At 72.6% G+C, this 13896-nt stretch carries 15 protein-coding genes; 7 read left to right on the top strand and 8 right to left on the bottom strand.

Translation table 11 applies throughout. The features are described from left to right. The first annotated feature begins 297 nt into the window (after positions 1-297). Positions 298-534, top strand: a complete 237-nt coding sequence (locus tag H297_RS0133435) for a hypothetical protein (RefSeq protein ID WP_027740584.1) — start codon at positions 298-300, stop codon at positions 532-534. Between the two features lie 213 nt (positions 535-747). On the opposite strand, the gene H297_RS0133430 is transcribed toward H297_RS0133435, so the two are convergent. Further along, entirely contained in the window at positions 748-1041 is a 294-nt protein-coding gene (locus H297_RS0133430; RefSeq protein ID WP_027740583.1) for a DUF2530 domain-containing protein, read from the bottom strand. A 218-nt stretch (positions 1042-1259) separates the two neighbouring features. Here H297_RS0133430 and H297_RS0133425 point away from each other — a divergent pair, with 218 nt between their 5' ends. Further along, the gene (locus H297_RS0133425; protein ID WP_027740582.1) at positions 1260-2744 is read left to right on the top strand and encodes an NCS2 family permease; all 1485 of its coding nucleotides are present in this window, start codon (positions 1260-1262) and stop codon (positions 2742-2744) included. Positions 2745-3024: 280 nt separating this feature from the next. Here the strand turns inward: H297_RS0133425 and H297_RS40015 are convergent, their stop codons facing one another. Further along, a complete protein-coding gene (locus H297_RS40015) occupies positions 3025-3255 on the bottom strand; it encodes a hypothetical protein (protein ID WP_037795961.1) in 231 nt (76 codons plus the stop codon). 256 nt (positions 3256-3511) lie between these two features. Here H297_RS40015 and H297_RS0133415 point away from each other — a divergent pair, with 256 nt between their 5' ends. Beyond that, entirely contained in the window at positions 3512-3889 is a 378-nt protein-coding gene (locus H297_RS0133415) for a MarR family winged helix-turn-helix transcriptional regulator (protein WP_486589789.1), read from the top strand. Between the two features lie 32 nt (positions 3890-3921). Continuing rightward, a complete protein-coding gene (locus H297_RS0133410) occupies positions 3922-5301 on the top strand; it encodes an MFS transporter (protein ID WP_027740580.1) in 1380 nt (459 codons plus the stop codon). 243 nt (positions 5302-5544) lie between these two features. On the opposite strand, the gene H297_RS0133405 is transcribed toward H297_RS0133410, so the two are convergent. Continuing rightward, positions 5545-6303: an MBL fold metallo-hydrolase gene (locus H297_RS0133405; RefSeq protein WP_027740579.1), complete on the bottom strand. Its 759-nt coding sequence runs from the start codon at positions 6301-6303 to the stop codon at positions 5545-5547. Between the two features lie 176 nt (positions 6304-6479). Between H297_RS0133405 and thpR the strand changes: the two genes are divergently transcribed. Further along, positions 6480-7085: an RNA 2',3'-cyclic phosphodiesterase gene (gene thpR / locus H297_RS0133400; RefSeq protein WP_027740578.1), complete on the top strand. Its 606-nt coding sequence runs from the start codon at positions 6480-6482 to the stop codon at positions 7083-7085. A 217-nt stretch (positions 7086-7302) separates the two neighbouring features. Here the strand turns inward: thpR and H297_RS0133390 are convergent, their stop codons facing one another. The 4 genes from H297_RS0133390 to H297_RS0133375 all read right to left on the bottom strand — a co-directional run bounded on the left by H297_RS0133390 (position 7303) and on the right by H297_RS0133375 (position 11177). Continuing rightward, entirely contained in the window at positions 7303-8301 is a 999-nt protein-coding gene (locus H297_RS0133390; protein WP_027740577.1) for an aldo/keto reductase, read from the bottom strand. Positions 8302-8348: 47 nt separating this feature from the next. Then, the gene (locus H297_RS40005) at positions 8349-8981 is read right to left on the bottom strand and encodes a TetR/AcrR family transcriptional regulator (RefSeq protein WP_037795959.1); all 633 of its coding nucleotides are present in this window, start codon (positions 8979-8981) and stop codon (positions 8349-8351) included. Positions 8982-9410: 429 nt separating this feature from the next. Continuing rightward, a complete protein-coding gene (locus H297_RS0133380) occupies positions 9411-10460 on the bottom strand; it encodes a hypothetical protein (protein ID WP_027740576.1) in 1050 nt (349 codons plus the stop codon). A 39-nt stretch (positions 10461-10499) separates the two neighbouring features. Beyond that, positions 10500-11177, bottom strand: a complete 678-nt coding sequence (locus H297_RS0133375) for a GDSL-type esterase/lipase family protein (RefSeq protein ID WP_027740575.1) — start codon at positions 11175-11177, stop codon at positions 10500-10502. A gap of 58 nt (positions 11178-11235) precedes the next feature. Between H297_RS0133375 and H297_RS0133370 the strand changes: the two genes are divergently transcribed. Beyond that, positions 11236-12282, top strand: a complete 1047-nt coding sequence (locus H297_RS0133370) for an SdiA-regulated/phytase-like domain-containing protein (protein WP_486589782.1) — start codon at positions 11236-11238, stop codon at positions 12280-12282. A gap of 81 nt (positions 12283-12363) precedes the next feature. Here H297_RS0133370 and serC read toward each other — a convergent pair whose 3' ends face one another. Continuing rightward, a complete protein-coding gene (serC, locus tag H297_RS0133365; protein WP_027740573.1) occupies positions 12364-13482 on the bottom strand; it encodes a phosphoserine transaminase in 1119 nt (372 codons plus the stop codon). A 102-nt stretch (positions 13483-13584) separates the two neighbouring features. On the opposite strand from serC, the gene H297_RS0133360 reads away from it, so the two are divergent. Continuing rightward, the gene (locus H297_RS0133360) at positions 13585-13839 is read left to right on the top strand and encodes a hypothetical protein (protein ID WP_027740572.1); all 255 of its coding nucleotides are present in this window, start codon (positions 13585-13587) and stop codon (positions 13837-13839) included. Positions 13840-13896: the final 57 nt, after the last annotated feature.

The raw sequence follows: 13896 nt of genomic DNA, 5'->3' as shown, positions 1-13896 counted from the left end.
CTCGCGGGTGTGACTGGTGTGGTGGGTGTGACGGGCCTTTCTGTCATGGCCGTTCCGGAACGTCAACTCCGCTTGCACGCTTGGAAGTTGAGTCGGGAATGACCCTGTCGGCCACCGCCGCGGGCGGAGCCCCGGAACTCCGCCGGTATCCCGGTGCCGCCCGGCGAGGCGCCCCCGAACGGGTGCGCGCCGGGCGGCTGAGCCGTCGCCGCGCAGGCTGCCTCACCGCCCCGGCGGGGTACCGATGTGCTCGCCCGGCACAGCGAAGCCCGTACCCGAATGCGCGAGGAGAGCGGCATGGCCGTCTGCGAGGTCTGCGACAACGACTACCCCCACACCTTCGAGGTCCGCGCTGCCGGGCAGGTGCATGTGTTCGACTGCCTGGAGTGTGCGGCCCACAAGATGGCGCCGGTGTGCGAGAACTGCGGGTGCCGCATCCTGGGCCACGGCATGGAGTCCGACGGAAGCTACTTCTGCTGCGCGCACTGCGCCCGCGCGCAGGGCCGCACGCAACTGGCCGACAGCGCCCCGTGAGACCCGCGCCGCCCGCTCACGGGCGGCGCCACCGTCGCACCACCGGGCCCCCGCCCTCGCCGCCCCGCCGGCACCAGGCCGGGGGCCCGGCGCCGTACCGGGGCGCCTTCACGGTTCGTCGGCCCCGGCCGCCCTCTCTCCGCGTACGGGGGCCTTCCCGGCTCTCCGCGTGCGGGGGCCTTCCTGGCTCTCCGTGTGCGGGGCCTGCCCGGGTCACTCGGCGCGGTCAGCGCTCTCCGCGTCGTCCCCCGCGCGTTCCGCACTCTCCGCGCGCTTGATCGCCTTGTCGCGGGCGCGTACGTACCAGATGCCGATGCAGCCCAGGCCCGCGCCCGCGGCGCAGGTCCACACCCACCAGCCGTGACCGCCGTCGGCGAACCACCCGTAGAAGGGCAGCTGGACGAGGAAGAGAACGAGCCAGACGAGGGTGCCGGTCACGACGGTGGCGACGACGTTGCCCTCCAGCGGCTCGGGGGCCTCGCGCTCGCCGTCGGTCCACTTGTTCATGAGACCCATCGCCGCGGCTCCCTCAGCTCTCGTCCGGTTGCGGCCCCAGCCTAGCGAGGGCCGGCGGAGGGGGGAGGGGCGGAGTTGGCGATCAGGCCGTTCGTTTGTTCATACTGAAACAACCGGGGGACGGCCGGTTTCTTTCGTAGGAACGTATGAACCACGGCAGTCGCGGTCCTCCCCTCCGCCAGCACCACAGCACTAAACCGAGGTCACCCATGCCCGCTTCGGCCAGCCCGGTCGATTCCTCCGGCTCCCCGCAGGACGTCCCGCCCGGCCCCCCGTCGGCTCCCCCCTCCGCACTGGACCGCTTCTTCCACATCTCGGCCCGCGGCTCGACCGTGAGCCAGGAGCTCCGCGGCGGGCTGGCCACCTTCTTCGCGATGGCGTACATCATCGTGCTGAACCCGATCATCCTCGGGGCGGGTACGGACAAGTACGGTCACCAGCTCGACAACGGGCAGCTGGTGACGGCCACCGCGCTGATGGCGGGGCTGACCACCGTGCTGATGGGCGTCATCGGCAACGTTCCCATCGCGCTGGCCACCGGTCTGGGCATCAACGCGGTGGTGGCGCTCCAGCTGGCCCCCGAGATGACGTGGCCCGACGCGATGGGCATGGTGGTGCTCGCGGGTGTCGTGCTGATGATTCTGGTGGCCTCCGGGCTGCGCCAGCGCGTCATGGACGCCATCCCGAACGGGCTGCGCCGGGCCATCGCCATCGGCATCGGCCTGTTCATCTCCCTGATCGGCCTGGTGGACTCCGGCTTCGTCACCCGCAACCCGGACGCGGCGAAGACCACCGTCCCCCTCGGGCTCGGCACCGGCGGTCAGCTCCAGGGCTGGCCCGTGCTGGTGTTCGTGCTCGGGCTGATCCTGATGTTCGTGCTGACGGTGCGCAGGACCAAGGGCGCCATCCTGATCGGCATCGTCGTCATGGCGGTCGTCGCCGTCGTCGTCAACGCCGTCGCCGAGATCCCCGAGGCGGCCTGGGGCCTGTCGGTACCGTCCGTGCCGCACTCGGTCGTGGGGACCCCCGACTTCTCCCTGGTGGGGAACATCAGCCTGTTCGGCGGCTTCCACGAGGTCGGCTGGCTGACCGGCTGCCTGTTCGTCTTCACGGTGCTGCTGTCCGGCTTCTTCGACGCGATGGGCACCATCATCGGCGTCGGCCAGGAGTCGGGGCTGGCCGACGAGCAGGGTCAGCTCCCCCGGATGGGCCGCATCCTGTTCCTGGACGGCGTGGGCGTCGCCGCGGGCGGCGTGGGTTCCTGCTCGGCCAACACCTGCTTCGTGGAGTCCACCGCCGGCGTCGGGGAGGGCGCCCGCACCGGGCTGGCCAACGTGGTCACCGGCGGGCTCTTCCTGCTGGCGCTGGTCTTCACCCCCCTCGCCAAGGTCGTTCCCTCGCAGGCGGCGACCCCCGCGCTGCTGGTGGTCGGCTTCCTGATCATGGCGGCCAACGTGCGGGACATCGAGTGGGGGGACACGGGCGTCGCCGTCCCGGCGTTCCTGACCATCGTCTCGATGCCGTTCACCTACAGCATCACCAACGGCATCGGCATGGGCGTCATCGCCTTCATCGTGCTGCGGGCGGCCGCCGGCCGGTTCCGGGAGATCCCCTGGCTGCTGAACGTCGTCGGGCTCTGCTTCCTCGTCTACTTCCTGCTGAACCCGATCGAGCAACTCGTCGGCGTCAAGTAGCGCCGCTCACCGCCCGGTTCCGCGCGTGTGCCCCCTCTCCCGGGAGGGGGCACACGCGCTTTCTGCCCGCGTTTGCGCCCCCGGCACGAGGCACGCCCCGCAGGGGGCGGCCTCCGGGCGGACGCCCGCGCGCCCGCGGAGGCCGGGGCACGGCCTCCGCTGGAGGGTCGCGGGAGGGAGGGCGGGTGTCGGCGGGCGTACGGGGGCGGGGCGCGGGTGTCCGAGGATGCGAAGAGAGGGGCACGGGCTTCTCGATGGGCGGAGGGCACGGTCCGGAGCCCTAGGCTGGGCGGCCGTAGAACCGCTCGGTCTCCTCGACGGACGCATGGAAGCGTTCGTCGAAGTCGTCGCGGACGAGCGTCCTGATCACGTAGTCCTGGACGCTCATTCCGCGTTTGGCGGCGTGCTCGGTCAGGCGCTCCAGCAGGGTGGCTTCTATACGGAGACTGAGCACATGCGAGTCGGGCTGCCCGTGGTGGTCGTTGTCGCAGGGCGGAGTCAGGCTGTTCATACGACCACGGTCGCGAACCCACCCTCCCCGCTGTCCGGCGAACGTGTGTGGACTCACTCGTACGTGTGAGCCCATGGTGGTGCGATCCAGTGGTCTTTAGACGGAGTAATGAGGTAAGCTAAGAATCATGTCGGAACAGCTCCCTGCTCCGCGGCTCGCCGACGGGCCGCAACCGGGTGTGCTCGACCCCCTCGCAGACACCGACCCGCTGGCCGAGGCCGACCAGGAAGCCGTCAACGCGCTGCGCGCCGGAGTGATGCGGCTCTCCCGGCGGTTGAAGCACCAGCGGGTCGACGAGTCGCTGAGCCCCACCGAGATGTCGGTGCTCGGCACCCTCGCCCGGTGCGGCTCCGCCACCCCGAGCGAGCTGGCGCGCAAGGAACACGTGCAGCCGCCGTCGATGACGCGGATCGTGGCGATGCTGGAGGCCAAGGGCCTGGTCCAGCTGGAGCCGCACCCCGAGGACCGGCGGCAGAAGGTGGTCACCCAGACCGAGCAGGCCGAGTCGATGCTCGCCGCGGCCCGCGCCAAGCGGAACGCCTGGCTGGCCGAGCTGGTCCAGGAGCTGGACGAGGACGAATGGGCGACGCTGCGCGCCGCCGCGCCGGTGCTGGAGAAGCTGGCGCACCTGTAAGTAGAACGGTCGAGAACAGGAGGCGAAGCCGCTTGAGTACGGGCCACGGAGCACACTCCGCACCCGCACCATCCGCACCCGACGACAATCAGCCCCGCGCACCCCGAGCCGGAGGGCCCACGCAGGGCAGCGGCGCGAAGTCCTCCATGTTCGCCTCGCTGAGAATCCGCAACTACCGCCTCTTCGCCATCGGCCAGGTCGTCTCCAACACCGGCACCTGGATGCAGCGCATCGCCCAGGACTGGCTGGTGCACAGCCTCACCGGCTCCTCCACCGCCGTCGGTATCACCACGGCGCTGCAGTTCCTGCCCATGCTGCTGTTCGGGCTGTACGGGGGCGTCATCGCCGACCGCTGCTCCAAGCGCACGCTGCTGTTCGCGACCCAGTCCGCCATGGGCGTCACCGGCCTGGTACTGGCCGCGCTCACCCTCAGCGGCAATGTGCAGGTCGGACACGTCTACGCGCTCGCGTTCGTGCTCGGCCTGGTCACCGTCGTCGACAACCCGACGCGGCAGACCTTCGTCTCCGAGATGGTCGGGCCCGGCCAGATTCGCAACGCCGTCTCCCTCAACTCCGCGAACTTCCAGAGCGCCCGGCTGGTCGGTCCTGCCGTCGCGGGCGTGCTGATCTCCGCGGTCGGCGGCGGCTGGGCCTTCCTGATCAACGGCCTCTCGTTCGCCGCCCCGCTCGTCGGGCTGCTGATGATGCGGACCGGTGAACTGCACACCAGCAAGCCGGTGGAGCGCGGCAAGGGCCAGTTGCGGGAGGGCCTGCGCTATGTGAAGGGCCATCCGGAGCTGTTGTGGCCCATCGTGCTGGTCGGTTTCATCGGCACGTTCGGCTTCAACTTCCCCATCTGGCTGACGGCCTTCACCAGCGACGTCTTCGACGCGGGTGCCGGTACCTACGGCACGCTCAACTTCCTGATGGCTGTCGGCTCGGTGGCCGGCGCGCTGCTGGCGGCCCGGCGCGGCCAGTCGCGGATGCGGCTGATGGTCGGCGCCGCGCTGGTCTTCGGAGTGCTGGAGACGGTCGCCGCGCTCTCGCCCTCCTACTGGCTGTTCGCCGCGCTGATGGCGCCGATCGGACTGGCGGGGCTCACCTTCAACGTGACCGCCAACTCCAGCGTCCAGCTCGCCTCCGACCCGGCGATGCGGGGCCGGGTGATGAGCCTGTTCATGATGGTCTTCGTCGGCGGTACGCCCATCGGCGGCCCGATCATGGGCTGGATCACCGACACCTTCGGCTCCCGGGCCGGTTTCCTGGCCGGCGGTCTGGTCTCCGCGGTGTCGGCCGTGGCGGTCGGCCTGGTGCTGGCCCGTATCGCGGGGCTCCGCCCGGCGGTGAGCCTTCGGCGGGGGCAGGCCCCCGTACGGTTCGTCCGCCGCGAGGAGGTGACCGAGGCGGCCTGACCCTCGCAGGGCGCCGGTTCGGCGGTCGCGGCGGTGCAAAGGTGCGGTGACGTCCGTACGCGCCCCTTGCCTGCGGAGGTCCACGACCGCCTTCCCCGCGTCGGCGCGTGGTCGGATGCCGCCTGCTCGCCCGTCGCGGCGTCACCGTCCGGCCCGCCTCCGGGTCCTGCCGGGCCGCACCGGAGCGGCAGGAGACAGCGCCTCTGCCGGGGCCCCGTGCCGATGGGCTCGGGCGTTCAGCCGTCAGCTCGATCCGCCGCGCCGCGGGAAGTCGAGCACCATGCCCTCTTCGGCGGCGAGCACCTCGCCCGCAAAGCTGCTCCGGGCCTCAGCGGTGGAACGCGTGCGGTCGCTGCCGGGCCAGAAGTGGGTGAGGAGCAGCCGCCCGGCACCGGAACGGGTGGCCCATACCCCGGCCTCCACGGCGCTCATCAGGCGGCGGTCGCCGCCCTCGGCGCAGGCGCCCTGGAGCGTGACCCCGGCGATGAACAGGTCTGCTCCTCCGGCCAGCCGGGCGAGGGCGGGGTCCGGTCCGGCGTCGCCGCTGTAGGCGAGGGTCAGGCCCGGCGCGGTCAGCCGCACCCCGGCGTGCGGAACGTGGTGCGGCAGCAGTGCGGCATCGAGCTGGAAGGGCCCTGCCCGGTGGTTGGAGGGGAGCGGGTGCGGGGCGAAGACCTCCAGCAGGTCCTCGGTCGGCTCCATCGCCTGGACGCGCTCGATCACTCCGGGGGTGCAGTACAGGGGCAGGCGCGTGCCCGGCTCCTGAGCGAAGTGGCGGGCACGGCACAGGGCGCTGAGGTCGGCGCAGTGATCAGCGTGCTCGTGTGTGATCACCACTGCGTCGAGGCGACCGCCGGGGCAGTGTTCGAGAAGCCGTGGGAACGTGGCGTAGCCGAGGTCCAGCACCAGCCGGTAGCCGTCGTACTCCAGCAGGAACCCGCTGGCGCTCCGGCCGGCCTCGGGCCAGGCCCCGCACGTCCCCAGGACCGTCAGTCTGCGCACCGGCCGATGTTCTCACGGGCAGCCCTGCCGTCCGCAGTGCGGCGACCGGGCGGCTGCGCGGGGCCGTGTGAGCAGGCGGCCCGGTGCACCTTCCGCCCGGAGTGGGAGCGGGGTCCGTCGCGGAGCCGAGGCGGCGTCGGCGGCGGTGCCGCACGGTGTGTGGCAGAGTCCGCCCCATGAGACTGTTCGCGGCGCTGTGGCCGCCGGAGGAGGCGGTGGCGGAGCTGAAGCTGGAGGTGGCCGCGGTGCGGGGCCTGCCCGGCGCGGACGGGCTGCGGTGGGCGCCGCCGGATAGCTGGCACCTCACACTGAGCTTCTACGGCGAGGCGGACGAGGCACAGGCGGCGGACCTCGCCGTACGGCTGGCCCGCGCGGCGCACCGGGTGCCGGAACCACTGTGGATGCGCCTGGCGGGGGCGGGCCGGTTCGGCGACCGCACGCTGTGGGCGGGGCTGCACCCGGACGACTCCGACCTGGCGGCCCTGGCGAAGCTGGCGGCGTCCACCACGGCCGCGGGCCGCCGCGTGGGGCTGTTGCCGCCCGATGCGCCGCCCTCCTTCCGCCCGCATCTGACGCTGGCCCGCACCCGGGGCAGGGGCGGCGCCCGCCGGGGCGCGGGAGGTGGGGACCTGCGCCGGTACGCCGAGGCCCTCGACGGGTTCCGGGGCGCTCGGTGGTGCGCCCGCGAGCTGCTCCTGGTGCGCAGCGAGCTGCCCACCGGCGGGGCGCCGGGGGAGCAGCCCCGCTACCTGCCGGTGGAGCGGCTGCGGCTGGGGCGCTGAGCACAGCCCGGGGCCGCCGTTGGTGCGGGGCCCCGGGGGGTGCGCTCAGCCGCCCGGTTACCGTTGTCACCGTGAACGCGAAGACCAGGATGCGCATTGTGACCGGTGTGCTGGTGGCGCTCTTCGTCGTGGTCGTGCTGGCCTCGGCGCTGAACGGTCACTGAGGACGGTCACCGGGAGCGGTCCGGTCCGCCGGGGCGGTCCGGACCGGGCCGGGTCACCAGGCGAAGGCCTCGGGGGAGGGGCCGGGGCCGGGGAAGATCTCGTCCAGCGAGGTGAGCAGCTCCCCGGGGAGCTCCAGTTCGACGGCGCGCAGCGCCGAGGTGAGCTGGTCGGCGGTGCGCGGCCCGACGATGGGCCCCGTGACGCCGGGCCGGGTCAGCAGCCAGGCCAGGGCCACCTCGCCGGGCTCCAGGCCGTGCCGGTCCACCAGGCTCTCGTAGGCCTCGATCCGCGCGCGCACGGTGGTGTCCTCCAGCGCGGTGGCCGCCCGGCCGGAGGTGGTACGGCCTCCGCCGCCCTCGCGCTCCTTGCGCAGCGCGCCGCCCAGCAGCCCGCCGTGCAGCGGCGACCACGGGATGACGCCGAGCCCGTAGGCCTCGGCCGCCGGGACGACCTCCATCTCGGCGCGCCGCTCGGCGAGGTTGTAGAGGCACTGCTCGCTCACCAGGCCCAGCGAGCCGCGGCGGGCGGCGTTCTCGTTGGCCTGCGCGAGGTGCCAGCCGGCGTGGTTGCTTGAGCCGACGTAGAGCACCTTGCCCTGCTGGACGAGGACGTCCATGGCCTGCCAGATCTCGTCCCAGGGCGTGTCCCGGTCGACGTGGTGGAACTGGTACAGGTCGATGCGGTCGGTGCCCAGCCGGCGCAGGCTGGCGTCGACGGACCGGCGGATGTTGACGGCGGAGAGCTTGTCGTGGTTCGGCCAGGGGGTCCGGCCGTCCCCCTCCATGTTGGCGTAGCCCTTGGTGGCGAGGACGGTTTTGTCGCGCCGGGAGGCGCCCTTGGCGAACCAGGAGCCGATGATCTCCTCGGTGCGGCCCTTGTTGTCGCCCCACCCGTAGACGTTGGCGGTGTCGAAGAAGTTGACGCCCGCCTCCAGTGCGGCGTCCATGATCGCGTGGCTGTCGGCCTCGCCGGTCTGCGGCCCGAAGTTCATGGTGCCGAGGACCAGCCTGCTGACCTTCAGGCCGGTGCGGCCGAGCTGCGTGTACTCCATGCCGCCACGCTAGCCACTTGGAGCGTGCTCGAAGCAAGACCCGGCCCTCACGTCGCGCCGGTCCGTCCGTCCGGCGGGCGGAAGACGCCGTGCACGGCGGCCAGGTAGGCGGACTCCGCGCTGGTGCGGACGCACTCGGCGTCGAGGGGGCGGCGGCTGATCAGCAGCCGGTAGTAGAAGGGGGCGCCGAGCGCGGCGATGACCTCCTCCGCGTCGGTGCCTGGCGGTACCTCGCCCCGTGCGACGGCCCGCTCCACCAGTACCGAGACCTGGCGCAGCCGGTTGCGGAAGGTCTCGCGCAGGACCTGTTCGGCGCCCTTCTCGCGGGCCGCGGCGGCGACCATGCCCTCGACGAGCCGGCGGTTGCCCGGCAGCGCGTGGAAGTCGGCGATGTTGCGTGCCATGGCGTGCAGGTCGCGGCGGAGGTCCCCGGTGTCGGGGATGGGGATGGTGCTGGCGCCGTGCGAACCGAGCAGGTCGGTGATGACGCCCTCCACCGTGCGCCAGCGGCGCCGGATCGTGGCGGCGTGCACGCCGGAGCGCCGGGCGAGCAGGTCGACGGTGAGGGAGGCGTAGTCGCGGGTGTTGAGCTCCTCCCGGGCGGCCGCCAGGACGGCGGAGCGGGTACGGGCGGTGCGCCCCCCGGGGCGCGCGGCCCCGTGCGGTCGTGGCTCGGTCATGGTCGCGCTGTGGTCCCGCGTTGCGTAGAGGATGACGTTCCGGTTACTGTCCTACCAGTTAGTGCGCGTCAGCGCGCATTAGTCGGGGGAGGTGAGCGCCCCGCGGTGTACGGCTTCGCGCCGTCGCACCCGGGGCGTTCACGTTGTTCGCAGCGCCCGCAGTGTTCCCAGCGTCGGCGGCGTTTCCAGCCCCCGCTGTCTTCCCAGCGTTTTCAGCGTGCCCGGTCTCCCCGGCGTTCCCGGCGTTCGCGGTTTGCTCAGGGCTCGCGGGATCCGGGCTGTTCACGGCTGTCGCGGCGCACATGATCATCAGTCTGACGCACCGTCGCGGGACCGCGGGGGCCGAGGTCCCGTTCCGACGCGAAAGGTGCGCGAGCTGGCGGGTTCTCGCCGGTCGGCCCCGGTTGCGCACGGCTTCGGGGCCGTCGCTCACCAGTCGCCGTCGTCCTCCTCGGCCCCGGGCCCAGGCGAGGCGGACGGCGGCTTGGTCAGGACGCCGCGCGCGTAGCCGTAGCCCGCGTGGAAGACCATGTGGTCACCGGAGCCGACCCGCGCCTTCAGCGTGATCTCCAGTTGCCGGACCGCCCGCGGCGCGTACACCGGCACCGTGTGGTGCAGCATCGCGTGGTGCTTGGCCGCGCTGACGGTCCGCGTCCGCTCGGGGGAGCGGTACGGCTCGCCCACCGGCTTGCCGGCCTCGTCCAGGCCCTGCACCTGGAGCCACGAGGTGAGTTCGCCGCCGGCTGCCTTCGGGTTGCGCGAGCCGCACATCGCGTAGGCCTCCGCCCGGTTGCAGGTGGTCACCTCCGCGTCGACGGCGATGTCCAGGCGGGTGGGGCCCAGCGGGGCCGCCCTCCCGACCCTGGCCCTGGTCGTCATCGGTTCGGCCGTCGTGCCGGGGGCCAGCAGCAGGTCGCCCAGGTCGGCGGGGCGCGTCCAGGTGGTGGCGTCCCGGCCCACGCGGGTGCTGGTCACGCCGCGCGCGCCGTCGATCCGTTGCCGTCCCGCCAGCCGGACCGTCATCCCCGGGGCGTGGGCGGTGCTGGAGGCGGAGGCCCTGAGCGCGCACCGGTAGGTGCCGCTCTTGTGGGCGACGAGCAGGGCGCGGATGTCGGGTGTCCGGTCCGGTTCGTCGGGGGTCAGGTTCGCCCCGTCGTGCGCGCGCAGCGCGGGGCGTCCGGCCGGGTCCGTACAGGTGAGAAGCAGCGTGGTGGCGATGTCCGTGGGCCTGCCCTTGCCCCAGGAGTCGATGGAGAACGCCATGTCGGGGGTGTCCAGCGCGCGTCTGTCCCCGGCGCGGAGCTTGTAGGAGGTGGCGGAGACGGCGTGCAGCGGCGTGGAGTACGCCTGCACCGGGAGGGTCACCCCGGACGCGCCCTGGGTGCCGTCCCCTCCGGTCGCCGCGCTGGCGTGCGGGGGAGGCGCGGTGGTGACCGCGCAGAGTGTGAGGAGGCCGAGGACCCACCAGAGCGGCTTCATGGGCAGTGACCGTATCGGTAGGTCAAGCCGTTTTTGTGGTCAACAGACCGGTATGCCCCCGTACGGGCCACCGAGGGCCCACGCCTGGTGCAGCGCGTCGGCGAACGCGGCGGCGATCCGGTGCTCCCCCTCGGCGGACGGGTGGGTGCCGTCGTAGGTGTCGCGGGCCGGTGACCAGTCGGACGGTACGGAGGCGAGCAGCAGCGGGGAGCGCGGCTCCGACAGGTCCGCCACCGCCTTGGCCAGCAGGGTGTTGAAGTGGGCGCAGGCGGCGGCGAAGGGCGGGTCGGTGGCCGCGCGGATGTTGGGGATCACCGGCAGCAGCACGGCGCGCAGCGCGGGGTTCGCGGCGCGCGCCCGGGCCAGGAAGAGCTCGACGTTCTCCAGCGTCTGCTCGGGGCCGGTGTAGAAGCCCAGGTCGATCAGTCCGAGGGAGACCAGCAGGGTGTCCGGCGCGTACGCGGCGACCGTCTCGCCGACGACCGGCGCCATGTGCAGCCACCCCTCGCCCCAGCCCGCGAGGTGGGCCCGTGCGTGCGTGGGGAAGGCGGGGTCGGCATAGCCGTGGCTGCCCTCGTGCAGTGCCGTGCGGGGACCGACGATCTCGGGCGCGTCCTCGGGCCGGGTGCGGCACAGGTGCTGCCACAGGCGGTAGCGCCAGGTGTGGTCGCCCGCTGCTCCGATCGTCATGGAGTCGCCGACGAAGAGGATGCGCATGGCGCACATCCTGGGGGATCATGTGCTGACCCGCACCGTGATGCTGGACACTTGCCCCATGTCTGTGCGAGCACGTCGGGTGCGTGGGGTCGGGGTCGGGGCGGTTGCCGGTGCGGTGGTGTGCGTGTGCGTGGGCGTGGGCGGAGTCGCGGCGCCGGCCGTCGCGGCGGACGATCCGAAGGGCTTCACCATCGAGGATCCCCGCATCACCGAGTCCAGCGGTCTGGCCGCCGTCCGCGGCCACGAGGGCGTCTACTGGACGCACAACGACTCCGACGACGGCCCGTACGTGTACGCCGTCGACGGCCGCACCGGCAAGACCGTCGCGCGGGTCACGATGCGTGGCATCGACCCGCGTGACGTGGAGGCCGTCTCGGTCGGCCCCGACGGCGACGTGTACGTCGGCGACATCGGCGACAACCTCGACGGCAGTTGGCCCGAGGTGTGGATCTACCGCTTCCCCGAACCGAAGCGGCTGCGCGGTGACATCACGGTGACCCCGACGCGCTACACGGTCCGTTACGCCGACGGGCCCCGCAACGCCGAGTCGCTGATGGTCCATCCCAAGACCGGCCGTGTCTACATCGCCAGCAAGAACGCCGAGGGCAAGGCCGCCCTCTACGCGGGTCCTGAGCGGATGCAGGCGGGCGGTGTGAACACCTTCTCGCGGGTCGCCCCGCTGGACTTCGAGGCCACCGACGGCGCCTTCTCCCCCGACGGTACCCGGCTGGTGCTGCGCGGCTACTTCTCCGCCTACGGCTACCGCTGGCAGGGCGGGAGGCCGAAGAAGATCGGTTCCGTGCCGGTGCCGCTGCAACGGCAGGGCGAGTCGGTGACCTTCGTGCCCGACGGACGCACCCTGATGTACGGCTCCGAGGGCGTGCGCAGCGGCGTGGAGCCCGTCCAGCTCAAGGGCGAGGCGCTGCCCGAGTCGGCACGCGGGTCCGCCGACGGCAAGGGCGGCGCCGGGGGCCGGGACGGCACGGGTGCCGCGGGCGCCTCCGGCGACGACGACCACACCCTGGGCCTGGGCGCCGCCACCTTCGTCGGCGCCCTGGTGGTCTGGTGGGGCCTGCGCCGCCTCTTCCGCCGCCGCCGGGACTGAGTTCCCCACGCCGCGTACGCCGGAGGGCGGACCCGTTCCCCGGGCCCGCCCTCCGGCGTAGGCGTCACATCACGTGCGCGGTCACAGGTTCTCGATCACGTGGTCGATGCAGGCGGTCAGCGCCTCGACGTCCGCCGGCTCGACGGCCGGGAACATGGCGACCCGAAGCTGGTTGCGGCCCAGCTTCCGGTAGGGGTCGGTGTCCACGATGCCGTTGGCCCGCAGCACCTTGGCCACGGCGGCGGCGTCCACGTCGTCGGAGAAGTCGATGGTGCCCACGACCTGGGAGCGCTGCGCCGGGTCGGTCACGAACGGGGTGGCGAAGGAGGTCTTCTCCGCCCAGCCGTAGAGCCGTCCGGAGGAGTCCGCGGTGCGCTCGACGGCCCAGTCGAGACCGCCGCGGCTGTTGAGCCACTCCAACTGGTCGGCGAGGAGGAAGAGAGTGGCCAGCGCCGGGGTGTTGTACGTCTGGTTCTTGCGCGAGTTGTCGAGGGCGGTCTTCAGGTCGAAGAACGCCGGGATGTGCCGGTCGGAGGCGGCGATGCGCTCGGCGCGTTCGACGGCGGCGGGGGAGAAGACGGCGATCCACAGGCCGCCGTCCGCGGCGAAGGACTTCTGCGGCGCGAAGTAGTAGACGTCCGTCTCGCTGACGTCGACGGGCAGGCCGCCGGCGCCGGAGGTGGCGTCCACCAGGACGAGCGCGCCGTTGTCGGAGCCGGGGACGCGCTGGATGGGCATGGCGACGCCGGTGGAGGTCTCGTTGTGGGTGAGGGCGTAGACGTCGATGCCCTGCTCGCCGCGCGCCTCGGGGTGGGTGCCCGGGTCGCTGGAGATGATGCTGGGCTCGCCGAGCCACGGTGCCTGCTGGGCGGCCTTGGCGAACTTGGAGGAGAACTCGCCGAAGGACAGGTGCTGGGAGCGGGCGGAGATCAGGCCGTGGGTCGCGATGTCCCAGAAGGCGGTGGTGCCGCCGTTGCCCAGGACGACCTCGTACCCCTCGGGCAGCGAGAAGAGGTTCCGCACGCCCTCCCGCACCTGGCCGACCAGGTTCTTGACGGGGGCCTGGCGGTGGGAGGTGCCCATGAGGGAGGTACCGGTCGCGGCCAGCGCGCTGAGCGCCTCCGGACGCACCTTGCTGGGGCCCGAGCCGAAGCGACCGTCGGCGGGCTTGATGTCAGCGGGAATCTGGATATCAGCCACGGGCAGAGCCTAGTGCCGCGCGCGCCCGGGTATCGCGGAACGTCCAGGGCATGAGACGGCCGGTGGGCCGCGACCGTCGGTGGGCGCCCCCGAGCCGCGGCCGTGGCTGCTGCGGCCGTGCACGCCGGGAGGCGACCTGACCTGCCGGGCTTCCAGGACGTGCGCCGCCTGGCTCCGGTGCTGCCGCAGACCAGGGAGGCGGAGGCGTGGTCGATGCCCGCCTTCGGGGTCGCCGGGAAGACGTTCCTGACTGTTGCCCTGGGCTGGAGGCAACAGGCCGCCCCGCCCCGTCTGCTGGAGACCTGCACGATTCCGGACCCGCATGAGGGCGACGGCTCACCCACCCGTACGGGGTGACGCGCAACACAGGTGTTCCGGCGGCATCAGGGGCAGCGTGCGCCGGGCCTCAGCGTG

The organism is Streptomyces sp. CNT360, assembly GCF_000424785.1.
Note: the sequence above shows the minus strand (reverse complement) of the source record. Positions and strands in the feature narration are given on the sequence as shown.

Excerpts from the sequence above, each read along its gene's own strand:
- H297_RS0133435 (WP_027740584.1), top strand. The coding sequence starts at position 298 with ATGGCCGTCTGCGAGGTCTGCGACAACGACTACCCCCACACCTTCGAG.
- H297_RS40015 (WP_037795961.1), bottom strand. The coding sequence starts at position 3,255 with ATGAACAGCCTGACTCCGCCCTGCGACAACGACCACCACGGGCAGCCC.
- H297_RS40005 (WP_037795959.1), bottom strand. The coding sequence starts at position 8,981 with ATGACCGAGCCACGACCGCACGGGGCCGCGCGCCCCGGGGGGCGCACC.
- H297_RS0133375 (WP_027740575.1), bottom strand. The coding sequence starts at position 11,177 with ATGCGCATCCTCTTCGTCGGCGACTCCATGACGATCGGAGCAGCGGGC.
- H297_RS0133425 (WP_027740582.1), top strand. The coding sequence starts at position 1,260 with ATGCCCGCTTCGGCCAGCCCGGTCGATTCCTCCGGCTCCCCGCAGGAC.
- H297_RS0133415 (WP_486589789.1), top strand. The coding sequence starts at position 3,512 with ATGCGGCTCTCCCGGCGGTTGAAGCACCAGCGGGTCGACGAGTCGCTG.
- H297_RS0133390 (WP_027740577.1), bottom strand. The coding sequence starts at position 8,301 with ATGGAGTACACGCAGCTCGGCCGCACCGGCCTGAAGGTCAGCAGGCTG.
- H297_RS0133370 (WP_486589782.1), top strand. The coding sequence starts at position 11,236 with ATGTCTGTGCGAGCACGTCGGGTGCGTGGGGTCGGGGTCGGGGCGGTT.
- H297_RS0133380 (WP_027740576.1), bottom strand. The coding sequence starts at position 10,460 with ATGAAGCCGCTCTGGTGGGTCCTCGGCCTCCTCACACTCTGCGCGGTC.
- thpR (WP_027740578.1), top strand. The coding sequence starts at position 6,480 with ATGAGACTGTTCGCGGCGCTGTGGCCGCCGGAGGAGGCGGTGGCGGAG.
- H297_RS0133430 (WP_027740583.1), bottom strand. The coding sequence starts at position 1,041 with ATGAACAAGTGGACCGACGGCGAGCGCGAGGCCCCCGAGCCGCTGGAG.